18 protein-coding genes are annotated in these 14,480 nt (G+C 70.5%); 8 read left to right on the top strand and 10 right to left on the bottom strand.

Annotated features, from left to right (window positions below):
- Positions 1-51: 51 nt before the first annotated feature.
- On the top strand, positions 52-738 hold the full coding sequence (locus AC07OA_RS05855; RefSeq protein ID WP_165916658.1) for a response regulator transcription factor: 687 nt from the start codon (positions 52-54) through the stop codon (positions 736-738).
- Between the two features lie 193 nt (positions 739-931).
- On the opposite strand, the gene secB is transcribed toward AC07OA_RS05855, so the two are convergent.
- A complete protein-coding gene (secB, locus tag AC07OA_RS05860) occupies positions 932-1,426 on the bottom strand; it encodes a protein-export chaperone SecB (RefSeq protein WP_494662818.1) in 495 nt (164 codons plus the stop codon).
- Between the two features lie 162 nt (positions 1,427-1,588).
- Between secB and timA the strand changes: the two genes are divergently transcribed.
- From timA to AC07OA_RS05875, 3 genes are read left to right on the top strand one after another with little or no spacing between them, the layout of a single operon-like run.
- Positions 1,589-2,188 (top strand): TIM44-related membrane protein TimA, encoded by a 600-nt coding sequence (gene timA, locus AC07OA_RS05865; protein WP_494662819.1) that lies wholly within the window; start codon positions 1,589-1,591, stop codon positions 2,186-2,188.
- Complete coding sequence (mltA, locus tag AC07OA_RS05870) at positions 2,188-3,357, top strand: murein transglycosylase A (protein WP_494662820.1); 1,170 nt, start codon at positions 2,188-2,190, stop codon at positions 3,355-3,357. The genes timA and mltA overlap by 1 nt, the downstream gene beginning before the upstream one ends.
- A 4-nt stretch (positions 3,358-3,361) precedes the next feature.
- Entirely contained in the window at positions 3,362-3,937 is a 576-nt protein-coding gene (locus AC07OA_RS05875; protein ID WP_494662821.1) for a Smr/MutS family protein, read from the top strand.
- Positions 3,938-4,084: 147 nt separating this feature from the next.
- Here AC07OA_RS05875 and AC07OA_RS05880 read toward each other — a convergent pair whose 3' ends face one another.
- The 6 genes from AC07OA_RS05880 to AC07OA_RS05905 are packed head-to-tail and all read right to left on the bottom strand — an operon-like array spanning position 4,085 to position 8,173.
- Complete coding sequence (locus tag AC07OA_RS05880) at positions 4,085-4,411, bottom strand: phosphoribosyl-ATP diphosphatase (protein WP_494662822.1); 327 nt, start codon at positions 4,409-4,411, stop codon at positions 4,085-4,087.
- Positions 4,408-5,193: an imidazole glycerol phosphate synthase subunit HisF gene (gene hisF / locus AC07OA_RS05885; protein WP_494662823.1), complete on the bottom strand. Its 786-nt coding sequence runs from the start codon at positions 5,191-5,193 to the stop codon at positions 4,408-4,410. The genes AC07OA_RS05880 and hisF overlap by 4 nt, the downstream gene beginning before the upstream one ends.
- Positions 5,193-5,927 carry a 1-(5-phosphoribosyl)-5-[(5-phosphoribosylamino)methylideneamino]imidazole-4-carboxamide isomerase gene (hisA, locus tag AC07OA_RS05890; RefSeq protein ID WP_494662824.1) on the bottom strand — a complete coding sequence of 245 codons (735 nt, stop codon included), beginning with the start codon at positions 5,925-5,927 and terminating at the stop codon, positions 5,193-5,195. The genes hisF and hisA overlap by 1 nt, the downstream gene beginning before the upstream one ends.
- Positions 5,915-6,556 (bottom strand): imidazole glycerol phosphate synthase subunit HisH, encoded by a 642-nt coding sequence (hisH, locus tag AC07OA_RS05895; protein ID WP_494662825.1) that lies wholly within the window; start codon positions 6,554-6,556, stop codon positions 5,915-5,917. Before hisH ends, hisA begins: the two co-directional genes overlap by 13 nt.
- A 13-nt stretch (positions 6,557-6,569) precedes the next feature.
- Positions 6,570-7,160 (bottom strand): imidazoleglycerol-phosphate dehydratase HisB, encoded by a 591-nt coding sequence (hisB, locus tag AC07OA_RS05900; RefSeq protein WP_035081145.1) that lies wholly within the window; start codon positions 7,158-7,160, stop codon positions 6,570-6,572.
- A 23-nt stretch (positions 7,161-7,183) separates the two neighbouring features.
- Positions 7,184-8,173, bottom strand: coding sequence for an adenosine kinase (locus AC07OA_RS05905; protein WP_494662826.1), 990 nt, complete (start codon positions 8,171-8,173; stop codon positions 7,184-7,186).
- A gap of 104 nt (positions 8,174-8,277) precedes the next feature.
- On the opposite strand from AC07OA_RS05905, the gene AC07OA_RS05910 reads away from it, so the two are divergent.
- A complete protein-coding gene (locus tag AC07OA_RS05910) occupies positions 8,278-9,129 on the top strand; it encodes an ATP-grasp domain-containing protein (protein WP_494662827.1) in 852 nt (283 codons plus the stop codon).
- A gap of 141 nt (positions 9,130-9,270) precedes the next feature.
- Here AC07OA_RS05910 and nth read toward each other — a convergent pair whose 3' ends face one another.
- On the bottom strand, positions 9,271-9,981 hold the full coding sequence (gene nth, locus AC07OA_RS05915) for an endonuclease III (protein ID WP_494662828.1): 711 nt from the start codon (positions 9,979-9,981) through the stop codon (positions 9,271-9,273).
- Between the two features lie 65 nt (positions 9,982-10,046).
- On the opposite strand from nth, the gene AC07OA_RS05920 reads away from it, so the two are divergent.
- The 3 genes from AC07OA_RS05920 to AC07OA_RS05930 are packed head-to-tail and all read left to right on the top strand — an operon-like array spanning position 10,047 to position 12,593.
- On the top strand, positions 10,047-10,523 hold the full coding sequence (locus AC07OA_RS05920) for a DUF2244 domain-containing protein (protein WP_494662829.1): 477 nt from the start codon (positions 10,047-10,049) through the stop codon (positions 10,521-10,523).
- A gap of 52 nt (positions 10,524-10,575) precedes the next feature.
- Positions 10,576-11,457 carry a methylated-DNA--[protein]-cysteine S-methyltransferase gene (locus AC07OA_RS05925; protein WP_494662830.1) on the top strand — a complete coding sequence of 294 codons (882 nt, stop codon included), beginning with the start codon at positions 10,576-10,578 and terminating at the stop codon, positions 11,455-11,457.
- Between the two features lie 56 nt (positions 11,458-11,513).
- Positions 11,514-12,593 (top strand): DUF2252 family protein, encoded by a 1,080-nt coding sequence (locus AC07OA_RS05930; RefSeq protein ID WP_494662831.1) that lies wholly within the window; start codon positions 11,514-11,516, stop codon positions 12,591-12,593.
- On the opposite strand, the gene hslU is transcribed toward AC07OA_RS05930, so the two are convergent.
- Both hslU and hslV read right to left on the bottom strand, forming a co-directional pair.
- Positions 12,583-13,878 carry an ATP-dependent protease ATPase subunit HslU gene (gene hslU / locus AC07OA_RS05935; protein ID WP_494662832.1) on the bottom strand — a complete coding sequence of 432 codons (1,296 nt, stop codon included), beginning with the start codon at positions 13,876-13,878 and terminating at the stop codon, positions 12,583-12,585. The two genes, AC07OA_RS05930 and hslU, sit on opposite strands and share 11 nt — an antisense overlap.
- Positions 13,879-14,475: an ATP-dependent protease subunit HslV gene (gene hslV / locus AC07OA_RS05940; RefSeq protein WP_494662833.1), complete on the bottom strand. Its 597-nt coding sequence runs from the start codon at positions 14,473-14,475 to the stop codon at positions 13,879-13,881.
- Positions 14,476-14,480 lie beyond the last annotated feature (5 nt).

Consider the following 14,480-nt stretch of genomic DNA (forward strand, 5'->3'; position numbering starts at 1 on the left):
TTCGGAAAGCGCCCTTGGCGCCGGGGGCCGCAGCGGTGCATGTTCCCCGCCATGGCGCAACGCAAAACCCTTCTCCTGGTCGACGACGACGATGATCTGCGCGGCGCTCTGGCCGAGCAGCTGGCCCTTCACGAGGAGTTCGCGGTCGCCGAGGCTCCCACGGCCGGCGAGGGCGTGCGGATGGCCCGCGACCTCAAGCCCGACCTGGTCCTGCTGGATGTCGACCTGCCCGACATGGACGGCCGCGAGGCCTGCCGCCTGATGCGCAAGAACGGCGTCACCGCGCCGGTGATCATGCTGACGGCCGCGGCCAGCGACAGCGACACGATCCTGGGCCTGGAGTCGGGGGCCAACGACTATGTCACCAAGCCCTTCCGGTTCGGCGTGCTGCTGGCCCGCATCCGCGCCCAGCTGCGCAGCTACGAGGCCTCGGAGGACGCGCTCTTCCGCATCGGTCCCTACGAGTTCCGCCCTTCGGCCAAGCTGCTGATCGACGAGAAGCAGAAGAAGGTCCGGCTGACCGAGAAGGAAACCAACATCCTGAAGTACCTCTACCGCGCCGGCTCCAAGCCGGTGTCGCGCGAGGAGCTGCTGACCGAGGTATGGGGCTACAACGCCGGGGTCACCACCCACACCCTGGAGACCCACGTCTATCGCCTGCGCCAGAAGATCGAGCCCGACCCGGCCGTGGCGCGGATCCTGATCACCGAGATGGGCGGGTATCGGCTGCAGCCCTGAGCTACAAACAGTTGTCATCCCGGACAAGGCCCGCAGGGCCGCCGATCCGGGACCGACCCGAAGTTCTGAGTTCACGCGTCGGTCCCGGATCTTCGCGCTATGCGCTTGTCCGGGATGACAGACTTTAGCCCAGCAAAAAGCCCCGGCCGCGCGAAGCGACCGGGGCTTTTTTCTTTCAGCGATCCGCCCGTGATCAGGCGTTGCCGACCACCACGCCCTCGGCCTGGGCCTTGCGGGCGGCGTAGACGCCGGCGAAGTCGATCGGGTCGATCAGGAAGGGCGGGAAGCCGCCTTCCGTGGTGACGTCCGAGATCAGGCGGCGGGCGAACGGGAACAGGAAGCGCGGGCACTCGATCAGCAGAACGGCTTCCAGATCGGCTTCCGGCACGCCGGCGATGTGGAACAGGCCGCCGTACAGCACTTCGACGTGGAACACCGGCTGCTCGTCGCGGCTGGCGCGGGCCGAGAGCTTCAGGTCGACTTCGAACAGGCCGTCCTGGCGACCGCGCGCGTTCATCTCCACGCCCATGTCGATGGCGGGCGGAGCGCCGCCGGCGCGCAGGGAATCCGGCGCGTGGGGGCTCTCGAACGAGAAGTCGCGCACGAACTGGGCGATGATGCGGATGCCGTTTTCGGCGGGCGCGGTTTCGTCCTGCGCGGCGGGCGGAGCGGCGGTGGTGTCGGTCATGATCGATAAAATCCGTATTCGGCGTCGAAATTGGCCGCTAGGAGAGAGCCGGGCTGCTAACACGCGGGCGGCTGGCGCGCAACGCCAGGCGCCTGACGCGCGAGCCCGTTATCGCCTATATAGGCGTGATGGGGCGACTTGGCCGAGTGAGCGGAATATATCGTGTTTGAATGGATCATCCTGGCGGCCCTGGCCGCGGTCATCCTCTACCAGCTCTACGCCACTCTGGGGCGTCGGGTCGGGCGCCAGCCCGAGGACGCCCCGGCGGTGGTCCCGGCCGGCCCGTCGCCGCGTGACCTGAAGGCGCCCGAGGTTCCTGGAGAGGCTCTGTCGGGCCTGGCCGCCCTGCGCGCCCGCCAGGCGGACTTCGACATCGGCCATTTCCTGAGCGGCGCCCGCCAGGCCTACGAGATGATCGTCAAGGCTTTCGCCGCCGGCGACCGCGACACGCTGCGCCCGCTGCTGTCGCCCGACGTCATGGCCAATTTCGAGGCCGCCATCGCCGCGCGCGAGGCCGCGGGCCGCACCGAGAAGGCCGAGTTCCTAGCCCCGCCGCGCACGGATCTGGACTCCATCACCGTGGAGGGCGACATGGCCCGGGCGGTGGTCCGCATCCTGGCCGAGATCCGCACCCGCTCGACCAGCGCCGAGGGCGAGGCGGTGGACGACCGCCGCACCGCCGACCTGTGGACGCTCGAGCGCGACCTGAAGAGCAAGAACCCGAACTGGACCCTGGTCCGCGTCGACGTCGCGGAGGCGTGATGCTTCGCCCATCTGTGGTGCGAGGGGGTTTCGTCGCCGCCTTCGCCGTGCTGGCGCTGGCGGCCTGCACCACCACGTCGCCCACGCCGGCCGGCCCCGGTCCCGCGCCGACGGGTCCCGGGCCGATCACCACCACGCCGATCCCGCCCGTGACCACGACGCCGACCGGCATGTCGTTCGCCGACCTGGCCGGTTGGGCGCAGGAGGATCACCTCGGCGCCCTGCAGGCGTTCCGCGAAGGCTGCGGCGTCGCCAAGGACCCGGCCCTGGCCGAGGTCTGCCGCAAGGCGCGGGCCGACCGCTCGGCCGACGACGGCCAGGCCCGCCGCTTCCTGGAAACCCACTTCCGTCCCGAGCCGGTCGCCGGCCAGGGCCTGCTGACCGCCTATTTCGCCCCGGAATACGAGGCGCGCATGTCGCGCTCGGCCGAGTTCAGCGCCCCGATGCGCGGCAAGCCGGCCGACCTGCTGACCGTCGATCTTTCCCAGTTCGACCCGGCCCTGGCCGGCAAGAAGGTGACCGGCGAGGTCGAGGGCGGCCAGCTGACGCCGTATCTGGACCGCGCCGCCATCGAGGCCTCGCCGGTGGATCGTCCCCTGGCCTGGATGCGGCCCGAGGACCTGTTCTTCCTGCAAATCCAGGGCTCGGGCATCCTGGTCCTGCCCGACGGGCGCCGAGTGCGGGCGGCCTTCGCGGCCCATAACGGCCGGCCCTTCGTGGGCATCGCCACGCCCATGCGCGACCGGGGCCTGCTGCCCGACAACAACACCTCGGGCGACGCCATCCGCACTTGGCTGGCCGACCATCGCGGTCCCGAGGCCGACGCCATCATGCAGCTGAATCCGCGCTACGTGTTCTTCCAGACCCTGCCCGACGACGGCCGCCAAGCGGTGGGCGCGGCGGGGATCCCGCTGCCGGCCGGCCGCGCCATCGCCGTGGACCCCAGCAAGCACCCCATGGGCGGGCTCTACTGGCTGGACGCCAGCGCGCCCAAGCTGACCGGCGCCTTCCCGGCCTATCGCCGCCTGGCGGTGGCGCTGGATGTCGGCGGGGCGATCAAGGGCGACGTGCGGGCCGATCTCTATACCGGCACGGGCGCTGCGGCCGGAGCCGAGGCCGGGCGCGTGCGCCACGAGCTGCGGCTCTACCGCCTGGTTCCGCTGGGCTGAGACTGTGACCAAGCGCTCGCCGCCCGACGACGACGGTCTGCGCCTCTGGCGGCTGGTGGCTTCGACCGTGAAGGGCCGCGCGCCCGAACGGGCGGAGAAGATGCGGGTGAAGGCCAAGCCGCGCCCGGCCGCCAAGACCGAGCTGATGGCCCACGTCGCCGAGGCGGCCCTGCCCACGCGCCTGGAGTCGATCGCGCCGCTGCGCATCCATCCCGACGAGATCCGCGCCCCCAGGCCCAAGGCCGCCAAGCCGCCGCCGGGCCACATCGAGCCCAACCGCAAGCGCCGCATCGCCAAGGAGCACGACCCGATCGGGGCGCGGCTCGACATGCACGGCCTGGACCAGGACCGCGCCCGGGCGACGCTGGAGGGGTTCATCCGTCGGGCCTTCGACGAGGGTCATCGCGCCGTGCTGGTGATTACCGGCAAGGGCAAGGTGGGGCACGGGGTGCTCAAGCAGCGCACGCCCGAATGGCTGGCTGATCCGGCGCTCAGGGAGATGGTCGCCGGGGTGTCGGTGGCCGACCAGCGGCACGGGGGCGAGGGGGCGCTGTACGTGGCGCTGAAACGTAGGGTCTGAGCTCTAACGCGCCACTTGCCCCCTACGGACCGCTTCGCGGTCGTCTTCCCCCATAGGGGGAAGAGCTGCGCCGCGCTGACCGTGGCTCCGCCCCCTATGGGGGCGGACAGGCGGCGAAGCCGCCAGGTGGGGGCAAGTGGTGAGCCGCTATTGGCTCCGCGAAGCCTTCTCGGCGATCCCGGACGTCCCCTCGCGGGCCGCCAGCTTCTCGGCCACCGCGTCCAGCGAAACCCCCGAGGCCGCCATCAGGGCCAGCCAGTGGTACAGCAGGTCGGCGCTCTCCGACGCCAGCGCGTCCGGCCCCTGGGCCACGGCGGCGATCACCGTCTCGACGGCTTCCTCGCCCAGCTTCTTGGCGGCCAGGGCGGGGTCGTTCAGCAGCTTGGCGGTGTAGGACACCGACGGATCGCCACCCTTGCGGGCCTCGATGGTGGCGGCCAGCCGCTCCAGGACCTCGAACAGACGCTGGCTCATGCCGCCCCCTTCAGCCCGTCCAGGCGCACCGGAATGCCCGCGTCGGCCATGGCCTGCTTGGCTTCGCCGATGGAAATCTCGCCGAAGTGGAAGATCGAGGCGGCCAGGACGGCGGCGGCGTGGCCGTCGCGAGCGGCCTCCACCAGGTGTTCGGTCTTGCCGGCGCCGCCCGAGGCGATCACCGGCACGGTCACCGCGCCGGTCACGGCCTTCAGCAGCGGGATATCATAGCCAATCTTGGCCCCGTCGCGGTCCATCGAGGTCAGCAGGATCTCGCCCGCGCCGCGTTCCACCACCTTGGCGGCCCAGTCGACCACGTCGATGCCGGTGTCCTTGCGGCCGCCATAGGTCCAGACGTTCCAGCCGCCCGAGCCGTCCTCGCGGGCCTTGGCGTCGATGGCCACCACCACGCACTGGGCCCCGAAGGCGTCGGCGCCGGCGGCGATCAGGTCGGGGTTTTCCACGGCGGCGGTGTTGGTCGAGACCTTGTCGGCCCCGGCCAGCAGCAGGCGACGCATGTCGGACACCTCGCGCACGCCGCCGCCCACCGAGACGGGCATGAAACAGACCTCGGCGGTGCGCGAGATCACGTCCAGCAGCAGGCCGCGCTTTTCGCTGGAGGCGGTGATGTCCAGGAACATCAGCTCGTCGGCGCCGGCCGCGTCATAGGCCGTGGCCTGTTCCACCGGGTCGCCGGCGTCGCGCAGGGCCACGAAATTGACCCCCTTGACCACCCGGCCGTCCTTGACGTCCAGGCAAGGAATGATCCGGGTCTTCAGCATCAGGCGGCCGCTATGGTCAGGGCTTCGGCCGGCTTGATCGTGCCGGCATAAAGCGAGCGGCCCAGGATGGCCCCGGCGATCTCGACGCCCTCGCGGGCCTTCAGCCGCTCGATGTCGGCCACCGAGGCCACGCCGCCCGAGGCGATGACCGGGATCGAGACCGCGTCGGCCAGTTCGCCCACGCCCTCGACGTTTACGCCGGTCAGGGCGCCGTCGCGGCTGATGTCGGTGACGATCAGGGCGGCCACGCCCACGTCCTCGAAGCGCTTGCCCAGGGTGATGGCGTCCAGGTCCGACAGGCCGGTCCAGCCGTCGACCGCCACCTTGCCGTCGCGCACGTCGACGGCCACGGCGATCTGCTCGGGCCACAGGCGGGCGGCCTTGCGGACGAGGTCCGGGTCATGGACGGCGATGGTGCCCAGGATCACGCGGGAAACGCCCGCCTCGATCCAGGCCTCGATGCCTTCCAGGGTGCGGATGCCGCCGCCCAGCTGCACCGGGATCGAGATCGACTCCAGGATCGACTGCACGGCGGCGGTATTGACCGACTTGCCCTCGATGGCGCCGTTCAGGTCGACCACGTGCAGCCACGAAAAGCCGTCCTTGACGAAGCGCTGGGCCTGGTCGGCGGGCGAATTGTTGAAGACCGTGGCCTTTTCCATGTCGCCGTGCAGCAGGCGCACGCACTGGCCGTCCTTCAGGTCGATGGCGGGATAGAGGATCATGGGCGCCATTCCAGGAAGTTGGCGAGCAGGGCGAGCCCCGCGGCTTGGGATTTTTCGGGGTGGAACTGTACGCCCGCCACGTTGCCCTTGGCCACAGCGGCCGTGAACGGGCCGCCGTGGTCGGTCGTGGCCACGACGTCTTCCGGGTGGGAAGCCGTCAGGGCGAAGGAGTTGGCGTAGTACATGTGGGCGCCGTCCGGCACGCCATTGAAGAGGGCGTGGTCGCGCGCGAAGGCGATGGCGTTCCAGCCCATGTGCGGGATGGTCAGGGCCGGATCGGCGGGCTCGAGCTTCTTCACCTGGCCGGAAATCCAGTCGAGACCCGGGGTGACGCCGAACTCCAGGCCTTCGGTGGCCAGCAGCTGGTGGCCCACGCAGATGCCCATGAACGGCACGCCGCGCCCGTGCACGGCCTCGTTCATGGCCTCGTAGACGCCCGTGGCGTCCAGGCCCGCGCGGCACGAGGCGAAGGCTCCCACGCCCGGCAGGAACACGCGGTCGGCGGCGGCCACGATCGCGGGATCGGCCGTGACGACGATGTCGGCGTCCAGGGCGTGGCGGCGGGCCGCCTCGCGCAGGGCCTTCTGGGCCGAGCGCAGGTTGCCCGACCCGTAATCGATCAGGGCGACGGTCTGCATGAAATCGACTTTCCTACAGCACGCCCTTGGTGGAGGGCGCATGGCCGCCGGTCTTGGGGTCGATCTCGACCGCCTGGCGAAGCGCCCGGGCCAGGGCCTTGAACCCGCTCTCGGCGACGTGGTGGGTGTTGTCGCCGTAGAGGGTCTCCAGGTGGACGCACGCCCCGCAGTTCATGGCGAACGCGTGGTGGAACTCCTTGAAGAGCTCGGTGTCCATCTCGCCGACCTTGGGGCGCTTGAAGTCGACCTTCCAGATCAGATAGGGCCGGTTGGACAGGTCGATGGCGCAGCGCGTCAGGGTCTCGTCCATCGGGATATAGGCGTGGCCGAAGCGGCGAATGCCCTTGAACCCGTCGAGGGCTTTGTTGATCGCCTGGCCCAGCACGATGCCGGTGTCTTCCACCGTGTGGTGCATGTCGATGTGCAGGTCGCCCTTGGTCTCGACCTTCAGGTCGAAGCCGCCGTGGCGCGCGAAGCTCTCCAGCATATGGTCGTAGAAACCGATGCCGGTGGAGATCGTCGAGGCGCCGGTCCCGTCGAGATCGATCCAGACCCGGATCTGGGTCTCCTTCGTCTCGCGGACCACTTCAGCGGTGCGGGCCATGGTGTCCTACAGTCCTTGTGACCTTACAGGCCGTTCTGGGCGGCCAGCTCCCGCAGGCTGACCTGCGGGCGCGGACCGTAGTGCGCGATGACCTCGGCGGCGGCCAGGGAGCCCAGCTTGCCGCAGACGGGCAGGGGGCGGCCCTGGGAGAGGCCGCAGAGGAAGCCCGCCGCGTATTGGTCGCCGGCGCCGGTGGTGTCCACGACTTTTTCCACGGGGTAGGCCGAGATTTCGTGAACCTGCCCGCCCTGCACAACGACCGAGCCGTGTTCGCTGCGGGTGACGGCGGCGATCTCGACCTTGCCGGCCAGGGCCTTGACGGCCGCGTCGAAGTCGTCGGTCTGGAACAGGGCGCAGACTTCCGAGGCGTTGGCGAAGACGATGTCGCACTGGGTCTCGACGAAGCCCAGCAGGGTGTCGCGGTGGCGCTCGACCACGAAGCTGTCGGAAAGCGTGATGGCGATCTTTCGCCCGGCGCCGTGCGACAGGGCGGCGGCCTTGGCGAAGGCCTTGCGGGCCTCCAGCGGGTCGAACAGATAGCCTTCCAGATAGGCGTACTGGGCCGCCTCGATGATCGCGGGATCGACGTCGGCCGAGGTCAGCTCCACGCAGGCGCCCAGATAGGTCGACATGGTGCGCTGGGCGTCGGCGGTGACGTTGATCAGGCTCTGGGCCGTGGCCGGGCCTTCGGCCAGGGGCGGGGTGTCGAAGACGGCGCCGATGGCGCGCATGTCGTGGGTGAAGACGCGGCCCAGCTGGTCGTCGGCGACCTTGCCGATGAAGGCGGCCTTGCCGCCGAAGCTGGCCACGCCCGCCACGGTGTTGCCGGCGCTGCCGCCCGAGGCCTCGATGCCCTGGGCCATGACGTCGTAGAGGCTGGAGGCCCGCGCCACGTCGATCAGGGCCATCGAGCCCTTCACCAGGCCTTCGCGCTCGAGGAAGGCGTCGTCGCACTGGGCGATGACGTCGACGATGGCGTTGCCGATGGCGGCGACGTCGTAGAGGGCGGTCATGTAAGGCCTTTTGCAGAGTGGCGACGCGCGCGGAGTACCGGATAGAGGCCGGCAAGGCAACGCGAGCCTTGCCGGATGCATCACGGCGTTCTACCGCCAGAAGTATGACCGACGTCCTTATCCTGACCCCCGCGCCCGACGAGCCGCGTTTCGCCAACAGCTGGTCGCCCCTGTTCGAACGCCTGGCCGCGCCGCTGCGGGCCGAGGGGCTGAACGTCGAGGCCGCCAGCTGGGTCGACGCCGACACGGCCGGCGCCAGGGTGGTGCTGCCGCTGCTCAGCTGGGGCTATCACCTGCGGGCCGACGAGTGGTTCGCCCGGCTGGACGCCCTGGAGGCGGCCGGCGCGCGCCTGGCCAATCCGGCCTCGGTGCTGCGCTGGAACACCACCAAGACCTATCTCGCCGAACTGGCCGCCAAGGGCGCGCCGGTGGTGCCGACCCACGCGGTGGACCAGCTGACGATGGAGGCCCTGGACCACGCCCGCGACGTGTTCGGCGTCGACGTGCTGGTGGCCAAGCCGCAGATCTCCGGCGGCTCGCAGGACACGGTGAAGCTGCGCCATGCCGACGGCCTGGCTGGCTGCACGACGGGTCCGGCCCTGATCCAGCCCTTCCTGCCGGCGGTGGGCGAGGAGGGCGAGCTGTCGCTGTTCTTCTTTGACGGCGCCTTCAGCCACGCCGTGACAAAGGTGGCGGCGGCGGGTGATTTCCGGGTCCAGCCGCAGTTCGGCGGCCAGGTGACCGGCGTCGCGCCCGAGCCGGAGGCGCTGCATGCGGCGGAGATGGTGCTGAAGGCGGTCGGCAGGTCGCTGACCTATGCCCGGGTGGATTTGATCCGCGGCCTGGACGGCACGCCGCAGCTGATGGAGCTGGAGGTCATCGAGCCGGACCTGTTTTTGGCGCACGCGCATGACGGTGGGGCGGCGTTTGCGAAGGCGGTGGTTCGGGCGCTGTAGATCAGCACTTGCCTCCTACGGACCGCTTCGCGGTCGTCTTCCCCCATAGGGGGGAAGAGCCGCGCCGCGCTGACCTAGGCTCCGCCCCCTATGGGGGCGGACAGGCGACGAAGTCGCCAGGTGGAGGCAAGTGGGAACCCACTAAGCCCCTAGAAACAGTTCCCGCGACGGACAAAGATCCGAGATCCGGCAAATCTCGCACTTCGGTTTCCGCGCCACGCACACATACCGCCCGTGCAGGATCAGCCAATGGTGCGCCCGCGTCTGGTAAGGCCCCGGCACCACCCGCATCAGGTCGGCCTCGACCGCGTCCGGCGTCTTGCCCGCCGACAGCTTCAGCCGGTGCGAGACCCGAAACACGTGGGTGTCCACGGCGATGGCCGGTTCGATGTCCAGCTCGTTCAGCACCACGCTGGCGGTCTTGCGGCCCACGCCCGGCAGGCTTTCCAGCGCTTCGCGGTTCAGCGGCACCTCGCCGCCGTAGCGATCCATCAAGATGTGGGCGGCGGCGATGACGTTCTTGGCCTTGGTGCGGAACAGGCCGATCGAGGCGATGTAGCGGGTGAGCTCGGCTTCCCCCAGCTCCAGCATCTTGGCGGCGCTGTCGGCCACCGCGAACAGCGGGCCGGTGGCCTTGTTGACCTGGACGTCGGTGGCCTGGGCCGACAGGGCCACGGCGGTCACCAGGGTATAGGCGTTCGAATAGTGCAGCTCGGTCTTGGGATGGTCGTCCAGGCTCTCGAAGCGCGAGAACAGCACCTGCGCCCGCTCGCGCTCGGCCGGCGAGATCCGCTTGGCGGCGGGGCGTTTCTTGACGAGCGGTTTGGAAGCTTTGGCCATCGCGGCGACCATGCCGTGATGCGCCCGGTTCGCCAAGCAAGCTCGCCAAGGCAAGCCCGAGCGCCTAAATCAGCCTCATGACCGCGCCGCTGTATATGGACGCCGTGATCAAGCCCAACCGCTCGATGAGCCGGCGCGGGCTGTACGTGGTGATGGGCGTGATGGTGGCCTTCAACCTGATGGTGGCGGTGTTCCTGCTGGTGCTGGGCGCGCCGCCGGTGCTGCCGTTCCTGGGGCTGGACGTCCTGGCGGTGGGCCTGGCCCTGCGCGCCAGCTTCCGGGCCGCCGAGCGCTCCGAGCGGGTGCGGGTCACCGCCGAGGCCGTGACGGTCAGCCGCGAGGACGAAAAGGGCGCGCGGGTGATCTGGACCTCGCCGACCGCCTTCACCCGCGTGGGCGTCGACCAGCCCGGCGAGCACGAGGCCCGGGTGCGGCTGATGATGTCGCGCCGCCGCCTGACCCTGGGCCGCGCCCTCAGCCCGGACGAACGCGTGGCCTTCGCCGAGGCCCTGCGCCGGGCCATCGGCGAGGCCCGCGCCGAACGCTATTCCTGACGGGCGCAAGAACCGGGCGGACGAGGCGCGCGCACGGCTCTATCTTCCCGCCATGGCCCTCGACATCGCCCCCTCCGAAGCCTTCGCCCACCTGACCGAACGGTCGGCCGACTACGACCGCATGGCCAAGGCCCTGGCCTGGCTGGCCGACCGCTGGCAGGAGCGGCCGTCGCTGGACGAGGCCGCCCAGGCCGTGGGCCTGTCGCCCTTCCACTTCCAGCGCGTCTTCAGCCGCTGGGCCGGGGTCAGCCCCAAGACCTTCGTCGCCGCCATCGCCCATGCCGAGGCTCGGCGGTCGCTGGAGGAGGGGGCCAGCGTGCTCGACGCGGCCTATGACGCTGGTCTCTCCGGTCCCTCGCGCCTGCACGACCTGTTCATCGCCCAGGAGGCGGTCACCCCCGGCGACGTGCGCCGACGCGGGGAGGGCATGAACCTGACCTGGGGCTGGGCGCCCACGCCCTACGGCAAGGGCCTGTTCGTCATGGCCCCGCGCGGCCTGGCGGGCCTGGCCTTCTCGGACGGCGACGACGAGGCGACCTTCGAGGACATGTACCGCCGTTTCCCCGCCGCTGAGTGGCGTCGCGACGACGAAGCGGCGGTCCGCACGGCGCTGCACGCCTTCGCCGGCGGAAACGCGCCCCTGCCGGTGGTGCTGATCGGCTCGCCGTTCAACGTCCAGGTCTGGAAGGCCCTGCTGCGCATCCCGCCGGGCCGGACCAGCACCTATGGCGAGATCGCCGCTTGGGCGGGCAGCCCGCGCGCCTACCAGGCCACCGGCGGGGCCATCGGGGCCAATCCGATCTCGCTGCTGATCCCCTGTCATCGGGCCATCGCCAAGGACGGCCGGCTGACCGGCTATCACTGGGGCCTGGCCCGCAAGGCCGCCATGCTGGGCATGGAGGCGGTCGGGGCCCGCGCGGGGCTGGCGGTCTAGGTCCGGCCCGCTATGGTTTCCGGGCGGCCGCGACGGCCGTCGCTCGGGGGCAGGGCATGTCGATCTCGATCAAGGCGTCGACCAAGGCCTACGAGGCCTGGCTGGCGGCGGCGCTGGGCGGTGACCTGGTCGAGGACGACCTGGCCGAAAAGCACGACAAGATGCGCAAGGGACCGTTCCCGTTCCTGCGCGCCACCTATTGGCGGTGGGCCGAGACCGTCCTCGAGGTCCTTCCAGGCCTGGCGGCCGCCCCGCCGGTGCTGGCCATCGGCGACACCCACGTCGAGAACTTCGGCTGCTGGCGCGACGCCGAGGGGCGTCTGGTCTGGGGCGCCAACGACTTCGACGACGCGGCCGTCATGCCCTGGCCTCTGGACCTGGTGCGGTTGGCGACCAGCGCCCTGCTGGCCCGCGACGCCAAGGCGTCGGGCGGTTCGCCGGACCCGGGCGACATCTGCGACGCGATCCTGCGGGGCTATGCGGCGGGCCTGGGCGATCCTCGGCCCTTCGCCCTGGAGCGCGACCCCAAATGGCTGCGCAAGGCGGTGATGCTGCCGGAGGCCGAGCGCGCCGCCTTCTGGGAGAAGTTCGGGGCCTTCAGGCCCGCGACGATCCCGCCCCGGTACCGGACCCTGCTGCGCGACGCCTTGCCCGACCCGGCGACGGCCTTCGACGTCTTTCCGCGCAGCGCCGGCGTGGGCAGCCTGGGGCGGCCGCGCTTCGTGGCCCGGGCCGACTGGCGTGGCGGGCCGGTGCTGCGCGAGGTCAAGGCGGTGGTCGTCTCGGCCTGGACGCTGCGGCACGGCGGGGATCCGGCCATACGGATCGCCGAGATCGCCGACGGGCGGTTCCGCGCCGTCGATCCGCACTACCGGGTGAGGGACGGCGCGGTGATCCGCCGCCTGTCGCCCAACAGCCGCAAGATCGAGGCCAAGGACTCGGCCGCCGACCTGCTGGCTCCGGCCATGCTGGAGACGATGGGCCACGAGATCGCCAACTGTCACGCCGGCGACGTCGTGCGATTTGCGGCGCTGGCGGCCCATCTGGCGACCCTGCCGCCCGGTTGGCTGCGGACCGCCGCCAGGGCGGCGGCCGGCCAGGTCGAGGCGGACCAGAAGGCGTTCGCTAGAGGATGAACCGGCTGAGGTCGGCGTTGGCCGCCAAGGCCCCGATCCGGCTGGCCACGTAGTCGGCGTCCACCGTCACCGTCTCGCCGGAGCGATCGGCGGCGGTGAAGCTGATCTCCTCGACCACCTTTTCCAGGATGGTCTGCAGGCGGCGAGCGCCGATGTTCTCGACCGAGGCGTTGACCGCCACGGCCGCGTCGGCGACGGCGTCGATGGCCGCGTCGTCGAACACCAGCGTGACCCCTTCCGTCAGCATCAGGGCCTGGTGCTGGCGGATCAGATTGGCTTCCGGCTCGGTGAGGATGCGGCGCAGGTCGTCACGGCTCAGGCCCTTCAGCTCCACGCGGATCGGCAGGCGGCCCTGCAGTTCGGGCAGCAGGTCGCTGGGCTTGGCCACGTGGAAGGCGCCCGAGGCGATGAACAGGATGTGGTCGGTCTTCACCGGCCCGTACTTGGTCGAGACCGTCGTGCCCTCGATCAACGGCAGCAGGTCGCGCTGCACCCCCTCGCGGCTGACGTCGGCGCCCGAGCGCTGGGAGCTGCTGGCGACCTTGTCGATCTCGTCCAGGAAGACGATGCCGTGGTTCTCGGCCAGCTCCAGGGCCTCTTGCGTGAGGGCCTCCTGGTCCAGCAGCTTGTCGCTTTCCTCGGCGATCAGGGGAGCCCAGGCGCCGGTGACGGTGGTCTTGTGGGTCTTGGTGCGGCCGCCGCCGAACGACTTCATCATCTCCGACAGGTTCAGCACCGAGGCGCCGGGCTGGCCGGGGATCTCGAACATGCCGCCGCCGCCCGTGTCGGCCAGTTGCAGCTCCACTTCCTTGTCGTCCAGCTCGCCGGCGCGCAGCTTCTTGCGGAAGCTCTCACGGGCGGCGGTCGAGCCGGGGCCGGTCAGGGCGTCCAGGATGCGCTCCTCGGCGGCCGCCTCGGCCTTGGCCTTCACGCCCGCGCGGCGCTTGTCGCGGACCATGGCCAGGGCGCTTTCGACCAGGTCGCGGACGATCTGGTCGACGTCGCGGCCCACATAGCCCACCTCGGTGAACTTGGTGGCTTCCACCTTCAGGAACGGGGCCTGAGCCAGCTTGGCCAGGCGCCGGGCGATCTCGGTCTTGCCCACGCCCGTGGGGCCGATCAGCAGGATGTTCTTGGGCGTGACCTCGTCGCGCAGGTCGGCCGGCACGCGGCGGCGGCGCCAGCGGTTGCGCAGGGCGACGGCTACGGCCTTCTTCGCCTCGGCGTGGCCGACGATGTAGCGATCCAGTTCGGAGACGATTTCGCGGGGGGAAAACTCGGTCATTTACAGGCTTTCCACCGTCAGGTTGCCGTTGGTGTAGACGCAGATCTCGGCGGCGATGGCCATCGCCTTGCGGGCGACTTCCTCGGCGGTGAGGTCCTGGTCGACCAGGGCCTTGGCCGCGGCCAGGGCGTAGTTGCCGCCCGAGCCGATGGCCGCCACCGAACCGCCGTCGCTCTCGCCCGGCTCCAGCACGTCGCCGACCCCGGTCACGGTGTAGATCGAGGTGGCGTCGGCGACGAGGAGCATGGCTTCCAGGCGGCGCAGGTAGCGGTCGGTGCGCCAGTCCTTGGCCAGGTCCACGCAGGCGCGGGCCAGCTGGTCGGGGTATTGTTCCAGCTTGGCTTCCAGCCGCTCGATCAGGGTGAAGGCGTCGGCCGTGGCGCCGGCGAAGCCCGCCACCACCTTGCCGCCGGCCAGGCGGCGCACCTTGCGGGCGTTGCCCTTGACGACGGTTGGGCCCATGGAGACCTGTCCGTCGCCGGCGATCACGGTCTGTCCGTTCTTGCGCACCGCCAGAATGGTCGTGCCGTGCCAGTCGGGGAAGGAATTGCTGTTTTGCATGGCTTCGCATGTGGCGAGGCCAAGCCTGAGGGTCAAGCGCG

Source organism: Caulobacter sp. GW821-FHT09B08 (assembly GCF_059418225.1).

Excerpts from the sequence above, each read along its gene's own strand:
- AC07OA_RS05855 (WP_165916658.1), top strand. The coding sequence starts at position 52 with ATGGCGCAACGCAAAACCCTTCTCCTGGTCGACGACGACGATGATCTG.
- secB (WP_494662818.1), bottom strand. The coding sequence starts at position 1,426 with ATGACCGACACCACCGCCGCTCCGCCCGCCGCGCAGGACGAAACCGCG.
- mltA (WP_494662820.1), top strand. The coding sequence starts at position 2,188 with ATGCTTCGCCCATCTGTGGTGCGAGGGGGTTTCGTCGCCGCCTTCGCC.
- AC07OA_RS05880 (WP_494662822.1), bottom strand. The coding sequence starts at position 4,411 with ATGAGCCAGCGTCTGTTCGAGGTCCTGGAGCGGCTGGCCGCCACCATC.
- hisF (WP_494662823.1), bottom strand. The coding sequence starts at position 5,193 with ATGCTGAAGACCCGGATCATTCCTTGCCTGGACGTCAAGGACGGCCGG.
- hisA (WP_494662824.1), bottom strand. The coding sequence starts at position 5,927 with ATGGCGCCCATGATCCTCTATCCCGCCATCGACCTGAAGGACGGCCAG.
- hisH (WP_494662825.1), bottom strand. The coding sequence starts at position 6,556 with ATGCAGACCGTCGCCCTGATCGATTACGGGTCGGGCAACCTGCGCTCG.
- hisB (WP_035081145.1), bottom strand. The coding sequence starts at position 7,160 with ATGGCCCGCACCGCTGAAGTGGTCCGCGAGACGAAGGAGACCCAGATC.
- AC07OA_RS05905 (WP_494662826.1), bottom strand. The coding sequence starts at position 8,173 with ATGACCGCCCTCTACGACGTCGCCGCCATCGGCAACGCCATCGTCGAC.
- AC07OA_RS05910 (WP_494662827.1), top strand. The coding sequence starts at position 8,278 with ATGACCGACGTCCTTATCCTGACCCCCGCGCCCGACGAGCCGCGTTTC.
- nth (WP_494662828.1), bottom strand. The coding sequence starts at position 9,981 with ATGGTCGCCGCGATGGCCAAAGCTTCCAAACCGCTCGTCAAGAAACGC.
- AC07OA_RS05920 (WP_494662829.1), top strand. The coding sequence starts at position 10,047 with ATGACCGCGCCGCTGTATATGGACGCCGTGATCAAGCCCAACCGCTCG.
- AC07OA_RS05925 (WP_494662830.1), top strand. The coding sequence starts at position 10,576 with ATGGCCCTCGACATCGCCCCCTCCGAAGCCTTCGCCCACCTGACCGAA.
- AC07OA_RS05930 (WP_494662831.1), top strand. The coding sequence starts at position 11,514 with ATGTCGATCTCGATCAAGGCGTCGACCAAGGCCTACGAGGCCTGGCTG.
- hslU (WP_494662832.1), bottom strand. The coding sequence starts at position 13,878 with ATGACCGAGTTTTCCCCCCGCGAAATCGTCTCCGAACTGGATCGCTAC.